Raw genomic sequence first — 18174 nt, forward strand, 5'->3', positions numbered from 1 at the left:
CGGGGGTTATCCCCCGCAAGGTGCTGCGCGGCGCGGCACCGGCGCTACGGCTCCTGAGGGCGTTAGGTACGGCTCCTGACGGAGCGGTGGCTCACCACGTCACCGCATATGCCGTTGCATGGTCAAGCGGTCCAGCGGGAATATCCCCTCCAGGCCGGCGGTCTGTCCTAAGACCGTCGCTCTGCCAGCGGGCGGCATGGGGCCGCCCGCCCGGGAGGCCCTTTGCACACGGACGACGACCGTGCGGACCGAGCGGCTCTGTGCGGCCGCGCGGCTCCGCCCGCGGAGGGCCGCAGTCCGGCCCTCGAAGGGCTTGCTCCCCGGCCCAATCCCCGGCGACGCCGTCGCGCCCCGACCTCCCCGAGGGGGTTCGTCCACCCGTGGTGACCAGCAAGAAGCGCCGTGAGAACGACCGGCGCACCTACGTCCTCGACACCAGCGTCCTGCTGGCCGACCCAGGCGCCATGTCCCGCTTCGAGGAGCACGAGGTCGTGCTGCCCGTGGTGGTGGTCACGGAGTTGGAGGCCAAGAGGCACCATCCGGAGCTCGGTTACTTCGCGCGGCAGGCGCTGCGTCTGCTGGATACGTACCGGGTGCAATTCGGCCGACTGGATTCCCCGATTCCGATCGGCGATCTGGGCGGGACGCTCAGGGTCGAGCTCAACCACTCGGATACGGGCATACTGCCCGCCGGCTTCCGCCTCGGTGACAACGACTCGCGCATCCTCGCGGTCGCCCGCAACCTCCAGGCCGAGGGGTACGACGTCACGGTCGTCTCCAAGGACCTGCCGCTGCGGATCAAGGCCTCGGCCGTCGGTCTGCTCGCGGAGGAGTACCGCGCGGAGCTCGCCATCACCGACTCCGGGTGGACCGGCATGGCGGAGCTCACCGTCACCGCCGAGCAGGTCGACGAGCTCTTCGCCGCCGAGGTCGCCCACATCGAGCAGGCGGCGGAACTGCCCGTGCACACCGGCCTCGTGCTCCAGTCCGAGCGCGGCAAGGCGCTCGGCCGGGTCGCCGCCGACGGCTCGGTGCGGCTGGTGCGCGGCGACCGCGAGGCGTTCGGCATCCACGGCCGCAGCGCCGAGCAGCGCGTCGCGCTCGACCTGCTGCTCGACCCCGACATCGGGATCGTGTCGATGGGCGGCCGGGCCGGCACGGGCAAGTCCGCGCTGGCGCTGTGCGCGGGCCTGGAGTCCGTCCTGGAGCGCCGGCAGCACCGCAAGGTGATGGTCTTCCGGCCGCTGTACGCGGTCGGCGGGCAGGAGTTGGGCTATCTGCCGGGCAGCGAGGCGGAGAAGATGAGCCCCTGGGCCCAGGCCGTCTTCGACACCCTCTCCGCGGTGACGAGCTCCGAGGTCATCGACGAGGTCGTCGAGCGCGGCATGCTGGAGGTGCTGCCGCTCACCCACATCCGCGGCCGTTCCCTCCACGACGCCTTCGTGATCGTGGACGAGGCGCAGTCGCTCGAACGGAACGTCCTGCTGACCGTTCTGTCCCGGATCGGCGCCAACTCGCGGGTGGTGCTCACCCATGACGTGGCCCAGCGCGACAACCTCCGCGTGGGGCGGTACGACGGCGTGGTCGCCGTCGTCGAGAAGCTGAAGGGACACCCGCTCTTCTCGCACGTCACGCTCACGCGTTCGGAGCGTTCGCCGATCGCGGCGCTGGTGACCGAAATGCTGGAGGACGGCAGGATCTGACGGATCCGGTGCCTTCCGTTCCCGATGCGGTGCCGCGTCCCTTACGGTGACGTGGTCTTCAGGGGTGGCGCGCGGCAAAGCCAAGGAGCTTAGCCGCGCGCCACTGCCGTGCGCCGGGCTTTCCGTAAATGCCCCGGCATAAACGAGGTGTGACCTTTCCCACGTAACCCGGAATTGCCTCCGGGCCTCCCGTTCCGGCAGAGTCTGCCTCCTGTCAGGCCCCGCATACGGCACTTGGAGCCCCTCCGGGGGTAGTGCACAACCAGCTCGTAGAACTGAAAAGCGCCGCCGTATGCCGCCCGAGCGTCACGCGGACCTCCCTCGCGGGAGGCCCCACGGGCCCGCGCCTCCCGTGACCGTTACGGAGGCCAGCGCCAGGGGCACGATCGCGCTCGCGAGGTCACCCGTGCGGGCGATGCTGGAAGGAAAACGTGTGAGCCGGATTTCGGTCCGGGGATTCGCCGTGGCATCCGCCACCGCGGTCACCACCGTCGGCGCCGTCGTAGGTGTCGCTGCAGGCCATGACCAGGGCACGACCGACCGGGTCGAGGCGACCGCAGCGGACACGACGCTCCTCGCGGACATCCCCGCAGGACAGAACGTCCGGGCACAGGCCGCTTCCCTGACCCAGCAGGCGGACACGCAGTCCGAGGCCGCCGAGACCGCGGCCAAGAAGGACGCCGAGGAGGCCGCGCGCAAGCAGGCCGCCGAGGACGCCTCCGCGAAGAAGGAAGCCGCGGACGAGGCGGCCAAGAAGAAGGAGGCCGAGGAGAAGGCCAAGGAGCGCGAGAAGGAGGACAAGGAGCAGGTCTCCAGCCGCTCCGCCACGCGCGACGCGTCGTCCTTCGCCGTCAAGGGCTCCTACTCCACCGCCGAGGTCCAGGCGATGGCCCGCTCCATGGTCCCCGGCGACCAGTTCCAGTGCTTCAGCAACATCGTGAACAACGAGAGCACCTGGGACTACACCGCGACCAACGCCTCCTCCGGCGCGTACGGTCTCGTCCAGGCTCTGCCCGGCACCAAGATGGCCTCGGCCGGCGCCGACTGGCGGACCAACCCCGCCACCCAGATCAAGTGGGGCCTCGGCTATATGAACGAGCGCTACGGCAGCCCCTGCGGCGCCTGGTCGTTCTGGCAGGCCAACCAGTGGTACTAGGGCGCGGCGCCCGGCCGTAACGCCGGTCACCACCCGCATCAGCGAGCCCCCGGTCTCCAGCAGACCGGGGGCTCGTCCCGTCCTTCCCGGCGACGCGGCACGGGTAACGTTCACCCTGGCCACGGGGGAGTGGGGGTAGAGGAAGAGAAATGTCCAGATTGCCACGATGGGTCGGCGGCGTAGGGGCGGGTCTGACCCGCCTCGCCCGGCGGCTCGAGGAGCGCTCGGCCGAGGCGGAGGGTGCGCCGGAAGGCGCCGCCGCCGGTGCCGGCGGTGCCCCCGAGCCGCTCGGAGCCGCCGATTCCGTACGAACCTCCTTGCCGATACGTTCCGGCAGCGCGGACGGCCACGGCGGCGCGGGCAGCCCCGGTGGCGCCGACAGCTCCGGTCACGCCGGAGGCGCCGGCGCCGGTGTCGGCATGCCCGGCCGGCCGGGCGAGCCGCAGGCCGCCGGGTCAGCGTCCGCCGCCAGCCATGTCCATGGCGCAGCGCCCGCCGCAGGCGACCACGTACCGCCGCCTCCCGGCTACGCCCCCGCCGTCCCCGCCCGTCCCGACCCCGTCGCCGCCGTCCCCTGGGGCGTGCGGGTCGCGGCCGAGGTCGGCTGGCGGTTGCTGATCCTGGCCGGCACCCTCTGGGTGCTGATGCGGGTGATCAGCGCCGTTCGCCTGGTGGTGCTGTCCTTCGTCGTCGGCCTGCTGATCACCGCGCTGCTCCAGCCCACCGTCGCCTGGCTGAAGAGACGTGGCGTGCCGCGGGGGCTCGCCACGGCCATGACCTTCATCTCCGGCTTCGTCGTCATGGGCCTGGTCGGCTGGTTCGTGGTGTGGCAGGTGACGGACAACCTCGACGACCTGTCCGGGCAGGTGCAGCAGGGCATCAAGGACCTGAAGCACTGGCTGCTGACCAGCCCGTTCCACGTCACCGAGACGCAGATCAACAACATTGCCGACAACCTCAGCACGGCCATCGGCGCCAACACCAAGGACATCACCTCCGCCGGCATAGAGGGCGTTCAGGTGATCCTGGAGGTGCTGACCGGCATCCTGCTGGCGATGTTCAGCACGCTGTTCCTGCTCTACGACGGGCCGCGGATCTGGGGCTGGCTGCTGAAGCTGTTCCCGGCGGCGGCGCGCGAGGGCGTGGCGGGCGCGGGCCCGCGGGCCTGGGCGACGCTGACGGCCTACGTGCGCGGCACGGTGATAGTGGCCCTGATCGACGCGATCTTCATCGGCATCGGGCTGTTCTTCCTCAAGGTGCCGCTCGCGGTGCCGCTGGCCGTCTTCATCTTCCTGTTCGCCTTCGTGCCGCTGGTCGGCGCCGTGGTCTCCGGCGCGCTCGCGGTGGTCGTGGCGCTGGTGACGAAGGACGTGTTCACGGCCCTGATGGTGCTGATCGTGGTGCTCGCGGTGCAGCAGATCGAGGGCCACGTCCTCCAGCCGTTCATCCTCGGCCGCGCGGTGCGCGTCCACCCGCTCGCGGTGGTCCTGTCGGTGGTCGCGGGCTCGCTGGTGGCGGGCATCGGCGGCGCGGTGGTCGCCGTCCCGCTGGTCGCCGTCACCAATACGGTCGTCGGCTATCTCCGCGCGTACACCAGGGACAAGGCCCTGGCCGCGGCGCCGCCGGACGGGCCGCCGCCCCCGGCGGAGCCCACGGGCTGAGCACGCGAGCGGGCCCCGGACGTCACCGACGTCCGGGGCCCGCTCACGTGCGAGGTGCGGGTCAGGCGTTGTCCGCCAGGACCTGCTCGGCGTCCAGCGTGGCGCCGGCGGCCTGCAGGACCGCGGCGATCTTGAACGCCTCCTGGATCGTCTCGCGCGAGACGCCCGCCTTGCGGAGGACCTGCTCGTGCGAGTCGAGGCACAGGCCGCAGCCGTTGATGGCCGAGACGGCCAGCGACCACAGCTCGAAGTCGACCTTGTCCACGCCCGGGTTGCCGATGACGTTCATCCGCAGGCCCGCGCGCAGGTTGCCGTACTCCGGGTCCGACAGCAGGTGCCGGGTGCGGTAGTAGACGTTGTTCATCGCCATGATGGCGGCGGCGGCCTTGGCGGCCGTGTACGCCTCGGGCGACAGGTTGGCCTTGGCCACCGGCTCCAGCTCGCGCAGCACGATCGGCGAGCGGGTCGCGATCGCGCAGGAGAGGACGGTGCCCCACAGCTGCTGCTGCGGGAGGTCGGAGTTGCCGATGACCGAGCCGAGGTTCAGCTTCAGGTCCTTGGCGTAGTCCGGTATTGCGGACTTCAGCTCATCGAGCGCCATGGGAGATCAGCTCACTCGCCGGAGAGGAGCTTGACCGCGTCGAGCGTCTCCTCGCCCTTGGACCAGTTGCAGGGGCACAGCTCGTCCGTCTGCAGGGCGTCGAGGACCCGGAGGACCTCCTTGGGGTTACGGCCGACGGAACCGGCGGTCACCATGACGAACTGGATCTCGTTGTTCGGGTCCACGATGAAGACGGCGCGCTGGGCGTAGCCGTCCTCGCCCTCGACGCCGCAGGCCTGCATGAGCTCGTGCTTGGCGTCGGCCAGCATCGGGAAGGGCAGGTCGCGCAGGTCCTTGTGGTCCTTGCGCCAGGCGTGGTGGACGAACTCGGAGTCGCCGGAGACGCCGAGGATCTGGGCGTCACGGTCGGCGAACTCGTCGTTCAGCTGGCCGAACGCGGCGATCTCGGTCGGGCAGACGAAGGTGAAGTCCTTGGGCCAGAAGAAGACGACCTTCCACTTGCCCTCGTGCGTCTTGTTGTCGATCTGCGCGAAAGCCTTGTCCGCGTCGAGGTCCACACAAGCGGTCAGGTCGAACTCGGGGAACTTGTCACCAACAGTGAGCACGCGCTCTCCTTGCAGCGAGCAGGAAGCTCCGTGACAGGAGTTTCCTTCGGGGTTGGACATGAGCAACCCTGCCACAGGGACCATTGATAACGGAAATAGCTAGACTGGGTGATGTTGATCGGAGGTGCTTATCAAATGTCATCCGCACCGGCAGCCGCTGCTGCCATGAGCCCGGGGAGCGGCCGTCCCCGCCAGCCCAGCCTCGCCCAGCTCCGGGCCTTCGCCGCCGTCGCCGAACACCTGCACTTCCGCGACGCCGCCACGGCCCTCGGCATGAGCCAGCCCGCGCTCTCCGGGGCCGTCTCCGCCCTGGAGGAGGTCCTCGACGTGCAGCTCGTCGAGCGTACGACGAGAAAGGTGCTGCTCAGTCCCGCGGGCGAGCGGCTCGCCGTCCGCGCCCGCACCGTCCTCGACGCCGTCGCCGCGCTCATGGAGGAGGCCGACGCGGCCCGCGCGCCCTTCACCGGCGTCCTGCGCCTCGGCGTGATCCCGACCGTCGCGCCGTACCTCCTGCCGGCCGTCCTGCGCCTGGTCCACGACGCCTACCCGGACCTCGACCTCCAGGTCCACGAGGAGCAGACGTCCTCGCTGCTCGACGGGCTCACCCAGGGCCGGCTCGACCTGCTGCTGCTCGCCGTGCCGCTCGGCGTGCCCGGCGTCACCGAACTGCCCCTCTTCGACGAGGACTTCGTGCTCGTCATGCCCCGCGACCACTGGCTGGCCGGGCGGGGCGACATCCCGCGCGAGGCGCTGCGCGAGCTCGACCTGCTCCTCCTCGACGAGGGCCACTGCCTGCGCGACCAGGCCCTGGACATCTGCCGCGAAGTCGGCCGCACGTCCGGCGCCCTGGGCACGACCAGCGCGGCCGGGCTCTCCACGCTCGTCCAGCTCGTCGGCGGCGGCATGGGCGTCACCCTGCTGCCGCGCACCGCCCTGCGCGTCGAGACCGAGCGCAACGCCCAGCTCGCCACCGGGTCGTTCGCGGATCCGGTGCCCTCGCGGAGGATCGCCCTGGCGATGCGCACGGGCGCCGCGCGGCAGGGGGAGTTCGGGCAGTTCGCCGAGGCGCTTCGCAAGGAGCTGCGGAAGCTGCCCGTACGCGTCACGGCACCGTGAGCGGGCAGCACTCGGGTCCCGGCCTGCGGCCGGGACCCGAGTGGGAGAGAAATGTTTATTCTGTCCGCAGCTCTTCCGGCCGCGTCAGCCGCCACAGCGCGGGCAGGCACGCCACGGTGACCAGGACGATCATCCCCGCCCCCGCGCAGACCAGCGGGACGAACGCGAACCAGTCCCGTACCCGCTCGTGGACCAGCGCGAGCAGCAGCCGCCCCAGGCCGAGCCCGGCCCCGACGGCCAGCGCCATCCCCAGCACCACGGGCACCGCGGTCTGCCACAGCACCGACCAGCCGATCGTCGCGCGGCTCGTACCGCAGGCGACGAGCACGGACAAGGCGCGCCTGCGCTCGCGCAGTTGCTCCAGCGTGCCGACGAGCATGCTCAGCGCGATCAGCGCGAGGACGCAGACGGCGCCGATCGTCATCCCCTCCTCGACGGCGGCGAGGTGGTTCTCCTTCACCACGCCGCCCAGGCGCCAGACCCGCATGCCCGGGTCGATGGCGGCGGCGGTGTTGCGGAACCGCTCGATGGAGTCGTCGCGGTCGCCGGGGTCCACCCGGGCCAGCACGGTCGTCCTGGCGTCCGGGATCGCCCGGGCGTCGATGGCCGAGGTAGTGGCCAGGATGCCGAACTGGTGGTCGCCGGTCGGCCCGGGGAGGGTCTCCACGATCCGCGCGGAGGCCGGAACCGTCCACCGGTAGGCGGGCGTTCCCCGTTCCTTCGCCCGCTCGAAGCCGTCCATCTCCAGCGCGGTGCCCGGCGGGAAGCGGTGGGCGGTGTCGACGTCGCCGTCCTTCTCCGCGGCCACGAAGACGTCGCCCTCGCGGCAGGAGCCGGTCCTGGCCAGCGTGCGCAGGACGGTGCAGTCGGCGACGTGCACCGTGGTGACGCTGTGCTCCTTGCCGGGGACGGTCGCGTACTGCTCCACGAACGCGACGGCGTCCTGCACGCCGGGTGTCGCCCGGAACGCCTTCGTGTACGCGTTGATCTCCTCGGGCGTGCCCGGGCGGTACGAGGCCTTCAGCCGGGACCAGCTCGCGACGCTGCCGCCGGGCCGGTCGTGGCCGCTCTGCATGCCGGAGAGCATCATCTGGACGGCGATCGCCCCGGCCACGGCGACGGTGATGCCGCTGACCGCCCGCGCGGCCGGCCCGCTGCCGGCCTGGAGCCGCCGCGTCGCCAACTGCCAGGGCAGCGGCCCGCCGCGGAGCCGGGCGACGCACGCCTCGACCAGCCACGGCAGGGCGACGGCGACGCCGATCAGCAGGAGCGCCGCGCCCATGGCGACCATGGCCGTCTCGATCGGCCCGTAGTAGGGGCTCCAGGCGACTGTCACCGTGCTCGGGACCAGCAGCGCCAGGCCCACGGCGGGGATCAGCAGCCGCCACCACAGCCTGCGCCGCCGGGCGGGCGCCCCGCGGACGACGCCGAGCGGCTCGATGGCGACGCGGCGCAGCGCGGACAGGGTCACCACGACGGTCAGTGCGGGCACGGCGACGGCGATCAGCGCGGCCTGGACGGGGGCCGGGGTGACGTCCGACGCGAAGAGGGTCACGTCGCGGATCGTGAGGTGCGGGGCGAACCCGCGGGCGAAGAGGAAGATCCCGGCACCGGCGAGCAGGCCGAGCAGCGCGCCGCACAGGGCCTCGCCCGCCGCGATCCGCCGGGTCGTGGCGCCGTCCGCGCCGACCAGCCGCAGGGCCGCCAGCCGCCGGTCCCGGCCCTCGCCGCCGAACCGGACGGCGGCCGAGATGAAGACGCCGGCCGGCAGCATCAGGATCACGCACCCGAGGACGACCAGGATGACGACCCCGCCGTCCGCGGGCGGGCCGGGCTCCCCGTCGCCGAAGCGGTCGATGCGCACGGCGCCGTCGCCCGGTGCGAGCTTGTCGTCGCCCGCGTAGAAGAAGAGTTCGCTGGGGCCGATGAGGCCCGCGGGCGCGATGGTGCCCGCGGTCCGGTAGGGGAGCCGCTCGCGCAGGAGCTTCCCGTCGCCTGCGTCCAGGAGCCTGCCGAGGGCGGGGGAGACGACCATCTCGCCCGGCCGGGGCGGGTCCGTCACGCCGGGCGGCAGCGGGGCGCCGGGGCCTTCGGGGTGCAGCAGCGCGCCGCCGACCTTCCGGTTGCGGAACTCGGTGCTCGCGTCGCGGTACACCAGGGTGCCGCTGCCCTTTTGCAGCTCGTGGCCCGGCTGTTCGAACTCCAGCGGCGTGTTCACCTGGCGGGCCGTCGTGCGCCGCTCGCGCTCGTCCAGCAGGTGCGGCACGGACGCCGCGATCGCCAGGACGGCCACGCCGAGGCCGACGGCGAGCGCGGTGAGCAGCGCGCGCAGCAGCCCCTCGCGGCCGCCGGCGATCGTGAAGCGCGCGCCCATGCGCAGGTCGCGGAGCCAGGCCGCGGCGCCGGTGGGCCCGGTGGGCCGGTCGGCGGGGCCGTGGCCGGGGCGCGGAGGCGCGCCCTCGTGTTCGTGGTCGTTCTCGTGGCCGTGCTCGTCGTCTCGCGCGCCGTCGCGTGCGTCGTCTCGTGCGTCGTCCCGTCCGTTCACGACAGCCCCACCCCCGCCATGTCGCGCGCCCGCCCGTCGCGTACGACGACCTCGCGGTCCGAGTACGCGGCGACGCGCGCTTCATGGGTGACCAGGACGACCGCGGCGCGCGTGTCGCGCGCGGCCCCGGTCAGCAGCTGCATGACGCGCTCGCCGTTGAGGGAGTCCAGGGCGCCGGTCGGCTCGTCCGCGAAGATCACGCGCGGGGTGGTCACGAGGGCGCGGGCGACGGCGACGCGCTGGCTCTGGCCGCCGGATATCTCGCCGGGCCGCTTGCCGCGGGCGTCGGCGACCTCCAGCTGCTCCAGTTGGTGCACGGCCCGCGCCTCGGCCTCCTTGCGCCGGACGCCGTTCAGCCGGAGCGGCAGCGCCACGTTCTCCAGGCAGGTCAGCTCCGGCACCAGCCGGCCGAACTGGAAGACGAAGCCGAACTCGGTGCGCCGCAGGGCGCTGCGCTCGGCGTCCGGGAGGGCGGACAGGTCGCGCGCCCCGTAGCGGACCGTGCCGGCGTCGGGGCGAACGATTCCGGCCAGGCAGTGCAGCAGGGTCGACTTGCCGGAGCCCGACGGGCCCATGACGGCGACGACCTCGCCCGGGTGGACCGAGAAGTCCGCACCGGCCAGCGCGGTCGTCGGGCCGTACACCTTGTGCAGCCCGGACGCGGCGAGCAGGGAGCCGGACGGGGGCGCGGGGGAGGGGGTCACGGGCGCACCGCCGCGGCCAGTTGGTCGAGGCGGGCAGCGGTGATTTCCAGCCACCGCAGGTCCGCTTCCAGATGGAAGAGGGCGTGGTCGCAGATCAGCTGGTCCGCGAGGTCGCCGCTCACCTTGCGCCGGGTGAGCTCGCGCATCAGCCGCAGGTGCTCGGCGCGCTGGGCGTCCAGCAGGGAGTCCGCGTCGCGCCCGGTCAGCAGGGCCACGACGACCTTGGTGTAGAGGACGGACTGCAAATACGGCTCGGGCTTCTCGGGCTCGGCGAGCCAGCGCCCCACGTCCGTGATGCCGGCGTCGGTGATGGCGTAGCGCTTGCGTTCGGGACCGTCGCCGTGCTCGATCCCGTCCACCTCCACCAGGCCGTTCTTCAGGAGGCGCGACATGGTCGCGTACACCTGGCCGTAGTGGAGCGGCCGGTCGTGGCCGAAGCGGGCGTCGAAGGCGCGCTTGAGGTCGTAGCCGTGGCGCGGACCGGACTCCAGGAGCGCGAGCAGAGTGTGACCGATGGACATGAGCGGGACTGTACACCGTGTGTATACACCGCATGTATACGTGCCATGAGTAGCTGGCTTGATTTCACCCCTCGCCGACGGGGCGGCCGTCCCCTGCCTGCCGTACGCACCGGTCGACCGTGCGCAGAACGCCCGCTGTTGAAGGTTCATGATCGAAGCCCTGTACGGTTTCCCGCGCTGAGCCGCGCCCGGTTCCCGCCAGCCGGGGTGCTGTATGTCACGTGCCCCAAAGCCTTGATCAATGGGCGTTTGGTGACAGTTGCGGTGTTAGCTTCATGAGCTGGGTTGGGGGCGGAAAGACTGGAGCTACGGGAGAGATGGGCCGAGCGGAAGCGCGACGGGCGCAGAAGAGCACCCGCACAGCAAAGGGCAAGAAGGCCAAGAAGACCGGCATACGCCGCTTCTTCACGTGGAAGAAGCTGCTCGCCTACTTCGTGGCGCTCATCGCCCTCGGGGCGGGAGCCTGCGTGGCGCTCTACCTCTACGTGGACATCCCCAAGGGCAACAGCCAGGCCAAGCTGCAGAGCAACATCTTCAAGGACGCCGACGGCAAGATCATCGCGCGCAGCGGTGACGTGAACCGGCAGGAAGTCCCGCTCTCCAAGATCCCGGTGGACGTCCAGCGCGCCGTCGTCGCCGCCGAGAACAAGAACTTCTACACCGACCCCGGCGTCGACGTCATGGGCACCGCCCGAGGCGTCCTCAACACCGTCATGGGCCGCGGCAAGCAGGGTGGTTCGACCATCACCCAGCAGTACGTGAAGAACTACTACCTGGACCAGCGCCAGACCGTCACCCGCAAGGTGAAGGAACTGGTCATCTCCCTCAAGGTGCAGAAGGAGACGTCCAAGGACGAGATCCTCGCGGGCTACCTGAACACCAGCTTCTACGGCCGCGGCGCCTACGGCATCCAGGCCGCCTCCCGCGCGTACTACAACAAGGACGTCGACAAGCTCACCCTGGAGGAGGGCGCCTACCTCGCCGCGCTGCTCCAGGCCCCCAGCCAGTACGACTGGTCGGTGGCCACCCCGGCGGGCAAGGAGAACGCCAAGGCCCGCTGGAACTACGTCCTGGACAAGATGGTCGAGCAGAAGTGGCTCGACAAGGACAAGCGCGCCGGGATGCAGTTCAAGGAGCCCGGCAAGCCGCCGGCCGCCAAGGGCCTCACCGGCCAGAACGGCTATCTGATCGAGGCCGCCAAGGCCGAGATGCGCAAGAAGCTGGTCAAGGACGGCCGCCCCGAGAGCGACCTCGACGCCGGCGGCTGGACGATCACCCTCAGCGTCGACAACAAGAAGCAGAAGGCCCTGGAGAAGGCCGTCAAGGACAAGCTCCTCGACGACCTCGACCCCAAGGCCCGCGCGGTCGACAAGAACGTCCAGGTCGGCGCCGCCTCCGTCGACCCGAAGACCGGCAAGGTCGTCGCCCTCTACGGCGGCACCGACGCCCTCCAGCACTGGACCAACAACGCCACCCGCGAGGACTACCAGGTCGCCTCGACCTTCAAGCCGCTGATCTTCGCGTCGGCGCTGGAGAACAAGTCGACCACCCAGAACAAGGTGCGCATCAACGCGGGCACCCTCTACGACTCGACCTCCGAGCGCCCTGTCGTCGGCACCGACGAGCACTTCGCCCCGGAGAACGAGGACGGCTACTCGCACGGCATGGTCCCCGTGCAGAAGGCCATGAACGACTCGGTCAACTCCGTCTTCGCGCAGATGGCCATCGACGTCGGCCTGCCCGAGGTGAAGAAGACCGCCGTCGACATGGGCATGAACGGCAAGGTCAAGGACTTCGTGGAGAAGCCCGCCATGTCGCTCGGCTCCATGGGCAACAGCCCGCTGCACATGGCCGGCGTCTACGCGACCCTCGCCCACCACGGCAAGAAGGTCACGCCCTCGATCATCAAGTCGGCTTCCCAGAACGGCAAGGAGCTGACGCTCGACAACCCGATCGGCGGCGACGCGGTCTCGCGCAACACCGCCGACGGCGTCACCACCGTCCTCAAGGGCGTGGTCGACGACGGTACGGCCTCCGTCGTGCAGAGCGTCGGCCGCCAGGTCGCGGGCAAGACCGGCACCTCCGACGACAACAAGTCCGCCTGGTTCACCGGCTACACCCCCGACTTGGTCACCGCCATCGGCCTGTTCGGCGAGGGCGAGGGCGGCAAGCAGGTCACCCTCAAGGGCACCGGCGGCAACGGCCGCGTCAACGGTGGCACGTACCCGGCGCGGATCTGGGCCGCCTACACCGCCGACGCGCTCCAGGGCTCGGACGCCGAGGAGTTCGACCTCGACACCAACATGAGCACGACGGTTCCGGCCATCCCGGGCCCGCCCGCCTCGTCCTCCCCCTCCGCGCCGCCGTCCCACAGCCCGTCGGCGACGCCCTCGCGGCCCTCGCAGTCGCCGTCGTCCTCGTCCTCGCGGACCCCGTCCCACGGAGCGTCGTCGCCGCCCCCGTCCTCGCGGCCCCCGGTCCCGCCGGTCACCCCGAGCAGCAAGCCGCCGAGCATCCCGCCCACCGGCGGCGGAGGCCTCGAGCCCAACGGCAACCGCGACCCCCTCCACAACTGACCAGCCGTTAACCACGGGCCCCGGCCGCTCACCCTCTGTGTAGGGTGAGCGGCCGGGGTTTTTCGGTACCTCGGTACCTGAGCCGTCTGGGGGACGTGAGCGTGGCCGTGCTGGAACCGTTGCGGGAGACGACGCCGCGGCGGATCGGACCCTACGAGCTCCTCGCCCGGCTCGGCTCGGGCGGCATGGGCGACGTCCACCTCGCCCGCGGACCCGAGGGCACGGTCGCCCTCAAGACCGTCCGCGCCGACCTCGCCGGGGAGCCGGGCTTCCGCGCCCGGTTCCGGCGCGAGATCGCCGTCGCCCGGTCCGTCGACAGCCCCCACGTCGCCCGGCTGACCGGTGGCGACGCCGACGCCGACCCGCCCTGGCTGGCCACCGAGTACGTGCCCGGGCCCACGCTCGCCGAAGCCGTACGTCTCGCCGGGCCGCTCCCGGCCGCGACCGTCCAGGCTCTTGGCGCCCACCTCGTACGGGCTCTCCACGCCGTCCACGCCGCGCCCGCGCTCCACCGCGACCTCAAGCCCGGCAACGTGCTGCTGGCCGCCGACGGGCCCCGGCTCATCGACTTCGGCATCGCCCGCACCCCCGACGCCACCACCCTGACCGGCACCGGGCTCATGGTCGGCACGCCCGCCTTCATGTCCCCCGAGCACGTCAGGGGCGGCCGGCACGTCGTCGCCGCCTCCGACGTCTTCTGCCTCGCCTCCGTGCTCTGCTACGCCGCGACCGGCGAGGACCCCTTCGGCGACGGGCCGCTCGCCGCCGTCCTCCACCGCGTCCTCCAGGCGAAGGCCGACCTGTCGTCCGTCCCGGACCCCCTCCGGGGCATCCTCGCCGACTGCCTCCGCCCCGACCCCGCCGAGCGCCCCGGCACCCAAGCGCTGACGGCTCGCCTCGGCGCCCCGGCGCAGGGCGACTTCGCCTGGCCGGCGGCCGTACGGGAACGCATCGCCGACGACCGCGCGGAAGCGGCCGCGGCGGCGGCTCCGCCCGCGCACCCCCTGGCGGGGTATGCGATGGCGCCGGCCGTCTCTTCCCGCCGCGACGGCGATCAGCCCCCGGCGGGGCATCCGGCGGTGCCGGACGGGCCTGAGGCGGGTGCGGCACCGCCGGTCGCCGCCGCGGGGGTTGCCCGCCATGGCGGCGGGCTTGAGGTGGCGGACCTTGCGGGTTCGGTGCCGGGTACGTCCTCCCGCCGCGACGGCGATCATCCCCTGGAGGGGCATCCGGCGGTGCCGGGCCGACCTGATGTGCGCACGGCACCGCCGGCCCCCGCAGGGGGGTTGCACGGGCTGCCGACGATGGGCGTCGCCCCGCAGCCCGCAGCCCGCAAGCGGGGCCGCGCCGTGGTCACGTTCGGGATCGCCGGGATCGTTGCCGCCCTCGTCGGGGGCGCGGCCGTCTTCTGGGTTTCTCAGGGCCGGGGCGGCAGCCCGGGCGACGGCGAGGCTGCCGCGGCAGGCAACAAGACCCCTGCGGCGGCCGGGCAGGACGGTGTCGACGAAGCGGGCGGCCCCGACAGGGCGGGCACACTCCCGGCCCCGGACGCCGCCGCCCGCCCCGCGGGCTGGCACGCGTGGTCCGGCCGGCTCTCCAAGGGCCCCCTCGGCTGCGCCGCCGACGCCACTGCCCTCGTCTGCCGGCTCGTGGACGGCTCCTACGAGGCCGTCGGTGCCGGGGACGGCAAGCAGCTGTGGCGGTACGACCCGGTCAAGAGGCCGGAGGAGACCGGGAGCACGGCCATGATCAGCCCCACCGGCCTGATCATGATTCCCGGGGGCGGCCTGCCGCCCGCGGTCCGCGCCGGCACGGCCGTCGTCGCGGCCGGGGGCCGGATCCAGGCCCGGGACGTTGCGAGCGGAAAGGTCCGCTGGGAGAAGAGCCCCGAAGGCGCGGGGGCCTTCAAAGGCGAGCCCCTCGTCGTGGACGGCCGCGCCTTCGTCGGCGTCAACGTCTCCGGACAGGGCTATGACCTGTACGCCTACGACCTCTCCGACGGCCGCGAACTGTGGCGCAAGCGCCTCGCCAGCGTGCAGCTCGCCCGCGCCTTCCAGCAGGACTTCGCACCGGTCGCGGCCAAGGACGGCACCGTCTACGCGCGCTCCGAACGCGGCGTGAGCGCCTACGACGCGGCGACCGGCGCCGAACGCGGCGAGAGCGAGCCCGTGGCGGGCGGCTGCGGCGAAATCCTCGTCCAGGGCGGCTCCGTGCTGTGCGGCGAGCGCAGCGGCGACCGCGGCGGCACCCACCTGACCATGCACCGGTTCGACGCCCGCACGCTCGCCCCGGGCACGGACACGCCCCTGACGGGCGTGAACAGCGGAAACGCCCCGCACATCACGGCGGTGAACGACAAGGTGTTCGTCGGGACGGACGCCAAGGGCCCGGCAGTGGTCGTCATCGACCGCACGGGCACCGCCCCGACGGCGTTCCGCCCGGTCCCGATAGCGCCGGGGCTCAACCCCGAGCTGCTGGTGTCCACGCCGCTGATCGTGGGCGACCAGGTGCTGTACGCCTCCAACGACGCCCTCCACCGGATGCCCCTCGCCGGCGGGAAGGCGCTCAGGACACCGGTCGAGGGCGCCCCCGGCGACCGTTCCGAGCCCGCCTACGACAAGAAGAACGGCGTCGACATCGCCAAGTCCGTCCGGCCGCCCGTCGCCCTGCCCGTCGGCGGCGTCGTCCACATCGTCTACGACCAGGGCACCATCCGCTCGGTCGAGCTGCCGCACTAGGGGAACACGTGCCGGAACCACTCACCGGGCCGCCGCGCACGGCCGGCCCGTACCGCCTGCTGAGCGCGCTGGGCGCGGGCGGCATGGGCGAGGTGTACCTCGCGCGCCGCACGGACGGCGCCGCCGGCCCCGGGCTCGTCGCCGTCAAGACGGTCCGTCAGGACCTCGACCTGACACCGGAGTTCCGGACCCGCTTCCGCCGGGAGATCGATGCCGCGCGCGCCGTCCGCAGCCCGTACGCGGCCGCTCTCGTGGACGGCGACGCCGACGCCGCCCTGCCCTGGCTCGCGACCGAGTACATCGCGGGCCCCTCGCTGGCCGAGGCCGTCGCCCGGACGGGCCCGCTGCCCGCCGGCGCCGTGCGTGCCCTGGGCGCCGGCCTCGCGCGGGCGCTGGCCGACGTGCACGCCGCCCGTGTCCTGCACCGCGACCTCAAGCCGGGCAACGTCCTGCTCGCCGCGGACGGCCCCCGGCTCATCGACTTCGGCATCGCCCAGGCCTTCGACGCCACCGCCCTGACCACCGCCGGGCTCATCGTCGGCACGCCGGGCTTCATGGCGCCCGAACACCTCGAAGGCAGCCGCGCCGTGGTCGCGGCGACCGACGTCTTCTGCCTCGGCGCCGTGCTGTGCTTCGCCGCGACCGGCCGCGGCCCGTTCGAGGACCAGGAGCTCGCCGCCGTCGTCTACCGCATCTCGCGCGCCGAGGCCGACCCGGCCACCCTCGCGGCCCTCCCCGACGGCCTGCGCGAGACCGTCACCGCGTGCCTCGCCCTCGACCCTGCCGACCGCCCCACGCCGCGGGAACTGGCGGAGCAGCTGTCCGGCCCGCCCTGCGCCTGGCCGGATGCCGTACGGGCCCTGCTCGCCGAGCACGAGGAGGCGGCGGCAGCCGCCGTACGGGCCGAGGCGGGCCCGGGGTCCTCAAGCGCCGGAGCCCCGGCCGTACGCTCCGCACCGCAGCGGCCCGCGCATCCGCCGGGGGTCCCGCACTTTCCCACGCAGCTGGGGCACGCCCCCGGCATGCCCGTACCCCCTGCACCGAGGCGCTCGCGCCGCAAGGTCCTGCTCGCGGGTGCCGGCGCGTTCCTGGCCGCCGCCGCGGTCGGGGCGGCGGTTGCGCTCCCGCAGCTCACCGGCGGCGAGGACGCCTCCGGGGGCGCCGCTGCGGCAGCGGCAGGCCCGGTCTCTCCAGGGACCGGGACCGCGCGCGTCGTCCCGGCCTACGGCAATGCCGGGCACAGCCGGGAGTTCGGGGCCGCCGCCCGCGACCGGGCCGCCCGCCCGGCGGGCTGGTCGCCGTGGAACACCCGGCTGGACGAGGGGGCGACCGCCTGTGCCCTCAGCGGCCCCGCCCTGGTCTGCGGCACCGCCGCCGGCGGCGCCACGGGACTGGACGCGGCGACGGGCAAGCGGCTGTGGAGCATCACCGCCGAGGGCGGGGCTAAGGCCCAGATGCCCGCCCCCGCCGTAGCCGACGGCACCGCGTACGTTCCGCAGGGCCGCGGCATCACCGCCGTCGACTCCGCGGGCGGCCGGCAGCGCTGGTCGCTTGCGGCACCGGCCGGCACCTTCCTCAGCGCGATGGAGCTGTCCGACGGCGTCCTCTACGCCGTCTGGAGCGCCGACGGCGACGTGCCCGGCACCCGCATCACGGCCCACCGCGCCGATGCCGGTCACCAGCAGCTGTGGCAGACAGAGCAGGAGGGCGACCTCGGCGGCCTGCTCGTGCACGGCGACAGGGTCTACCTGTCGTCGAACACCACCACGTACGCCTTCGGCACCCGCGACGGCAAGGAGGCGGCCCGCCGCCCCGGCCTCATGTGCGCCATGCCCCTCGCGTACAAGGACGCCCTCCTGTGCGCCCTCAACGGCGACGTCGGGGTCAAGGTCCTCGACGCGCGCACCCTGGAGCCGCGTACGGTGCTGGCCCCCGGCACCCGCGTCACCGCGGCCCCTGCGGTCGGGGACCGCGGCGTGCTCGTCGTCCAGGGCGACCGGGAGCTCGCGGGCTACGACTTCGCCTCCGGAGACAAGCTGTGGGCCGAAGGCCTCAAGGACAGCCTGCCGGTGCTCGGCGGGGACCGCGCCCTGATCGCCACGGACGACGAGCTCTACGCCTACAGCCCCGACCGCGGAGCGCGGCTGGGCCAGGGCAAGAGGTACGACGGCCACAGCTGGTCCAAGTCCGGGCGGGCGCCTCAGGCCCTGGCCGTGGGGCAGGCGGTCTTCCTCGCCTACCCCGACGGCACCGTCCTCTCCGGCTACGCCCCCTAGCCCACGGCCGG

Annotated in this window: 12 protein-coding genes; 7 read left to right on the forward strand and 5 right to left on the reverse strand. The window is 72.8% G+C overall.

Annotated features, from left to right (window positions below; translation table 11 throughout):
* Window positions 1-380 precede the first annotated feature (380 nt).
* From D7231_RS03790 to D7231_RS03800, 3 genes are all read left to right on the forward strand, one after another.
* Window positions 381-1703 (forward strand): RNA 5'-3' helicase PhoH2, encoded by a 1323-nt coding sequence (locus tag D7231_RS03790; protein WP_120753496.1) that lies wholly within the window; start codon window positions 381-383, stop codon window positions 1701-1703.
* A gap of 433 nt (window positions 1704-2136) precedes the next feature.
* A complete protein-coding gene (locus D7231_RS03795) occupies window positions 2137-2859 on the forward strand; it encodes an aggregation-promoting factor C-terminal-like domain-containing protein (protein WP_120753497.1) in 723 nt (240 codons plus the stop codon).
* A 149-nt stretch (window positions 2860-3008) separates the two neighbouring features.
* Window positions 3009-4520: an AI-2E family transporter gene (locus D7231_RS03800; RefSeq protein ID WP_120753498.1), complete on the forward strand. Its 1512-nt coding sequence runs from the start codon at window positions 3009-3011 to the stop codon at window positions 4518-4520.
* Window positions 4521-4581: 61 nt separating this feature from the next.
* Here the strand turns inward: D7231_RS03800 and D7231_RS03805 are convergent, their stop codons facing one another.
* Window positions 4582-5121 (reverse strand): alkyl hydroperoxide reductase, encoded by a 540-nt coding sequence (locus tag D7231_RS03805; RefSeq protein WP_120753499.1) that lies wholly within the window; start codon window positions 5119-5121, stop codon window positions 4582-4584.
* Window positions 5122-5132: 11 nt separating this feature from the next.
* Window positions 5133-5687: a peroxiredoxin gene (locus tag D7231_RS03810; RefSeq protein ID WP_120753500.1), complete on the reverse strand. Its 555-nt coding sequence runs from the start codon at window positions 5685-5687 to the stop codon at window positions 5133-5135.
* 165 nt (window positions 5688-5852) lie between these two features.
* Between D7231_RS03810 and D7231_RS03815 the strand changes: the two genes are divergently transcribed.
* The gene (locus D7231_RS03815; protein ID WP_120753501.1) at window positions 5853-6803 is read left to right on the forward strand and encodes a hydrogen peroxide-inducible genes activator; all 951 of its coding nucleotides are present in this window, start codon (window positions 5853-5855) and stop codon (window positions 6801-6803) included.
* A gap of 55 nt (window positions 6804-6858) precedes the next feature.
* Here the strand turns inward: D7231_RS03815 and D7231_RS03820 are convergent, their stop codons facing one another.
* Genes D7231_RS03820 through D7231_RS03830 form a run of 3 tightly spaced genes read right to left on the reverse strand, consistent with a single transcriptional unit; the run spans window position 6859 to window position 10573 of the window.
* Window positions 6859-9348, reverse strand: coding sequence for an ABC transporter permease (locus tag D7231_RS03820; RefSeq protein ID WP_241999557.1), 2490 nt, complete (start codon window positions 9346-9348; stop codon window positions 6859-6861).
* Entirely contained in the window at window positions 9345-10052 is a 708-nt protein-coding gene (locus tag D7231_RS03825) for an ABC transporter ATP-binding protein (protein ID WP_120753502.1), read from the reverse strand. The genes D7231_RS03820 and D7231_RS03825 overlap by 4 nt, the downstream gene beginning before the upstream one ends.
* Complete coding sequence (locus tag D7231_RS03830) at window positions 10049-10573, reverse strand: PadR family transcriptional regulator (RefSeq protein ID WP_120753503.1); 525 nt, start codon at window positions 10571-10573, stop codon at window positions 10049-10051. Before D7231_RS03830 ends, D7231_RS03825 begins: the two co-directional genes overlap by 4 nt.
* Before the next feature lie 317 nt (window positions 10574-10890).
* On the opposite strand from D7231_RS03830, the gene D7231_RS03835 reads away from it, so the two are divergent.
* The 3 genes from D7231_RS03835 to D7231_RS38090 all read left to right on the forward strand — a co-directional run bounded on the left by D7231_RS03835 (window position 10891) and on the right by D7231_RS38090 (window position 18163).
* A complete protein-coding gene (locus D7231_RS03835) occupies window positions 10891-13149 on the forward strand; it encodes a transglycosylase domain-containing protein (protein ID WP_120753504.1) in 2259 nt (752 codons plus the stop codon).
* A gap of 101 nt (window positions 13150-13250) precedes the next feature.
* Window positions 13251-15887 (forward strand): protein kinase domain-containing protein, encoded by a 2637-nt coding sequence (locus tag D7231_RS03840; RefSeq protein WP_147449684.1) that lies wholly within the window; start codon window positions 13251-13253, stop codon window positions 15885-15887.
* Between the two features lie 8 nt (window positions 15888-15895).
* Entirely contained in the window at window positions 15896-18163 is a 2268-nt protein-coding gene (locus D7231_RS38090) for a protein kinase domain-containing protein (protein ID WP_120753506.1), read from the forward strand.
* Window positions 18164-18174: the final 11 nt, after the last annotated feature.

The organism is Streptomyces klenkii (assembly GCF_003626645.1).
Taxonomy (GTDB): Bacteria; Actinomycetota; Actinomycetes; order Streptomycetales; family Streptomycetaceae; genus Streptomyces; species Streptomyces klenkii.

Bases quoted from the DNA above. Each gene is read 5' to 3' on its own strand.
- D7231_RS03815 (WP_120753501.1), top strand. From the start codon at position 5,853: ATGAGCCCGGGGAGCGGCCGTCCCCGCCAGCCCAGCCTCGCCCAGCTC.
- D7231_RS03835 (WP_120753504.1), top strand. From the start codon at position 10,891: ATGGGCCGAGCGGAAGCGCGACGGGCGCAGAAGAGCACCCGCACAGCA.
- D7231_RS03805 (WP_120753499.1), bottom strand. From the start codon at position 5,121: ATGGCGCTCGATGAGCTGAAGTCCGCAATACCGGACTACGCCAAGGAC.
- D7231_RS03830 (WP_120753503.1), bottom strand. From the start codon at position 10,573: ATGTCCATCGGTCACACTCTGCTCGCGCTCCTGGAGTCCGGTCCGCGC.
- D7231_RS03800 (WP_120753498.1), top strand. From the start codon at position 3,009: ATGTCCAGATTGCCACGATGGGTCGGCGGCGTAGGGGCGGGTCTGACC.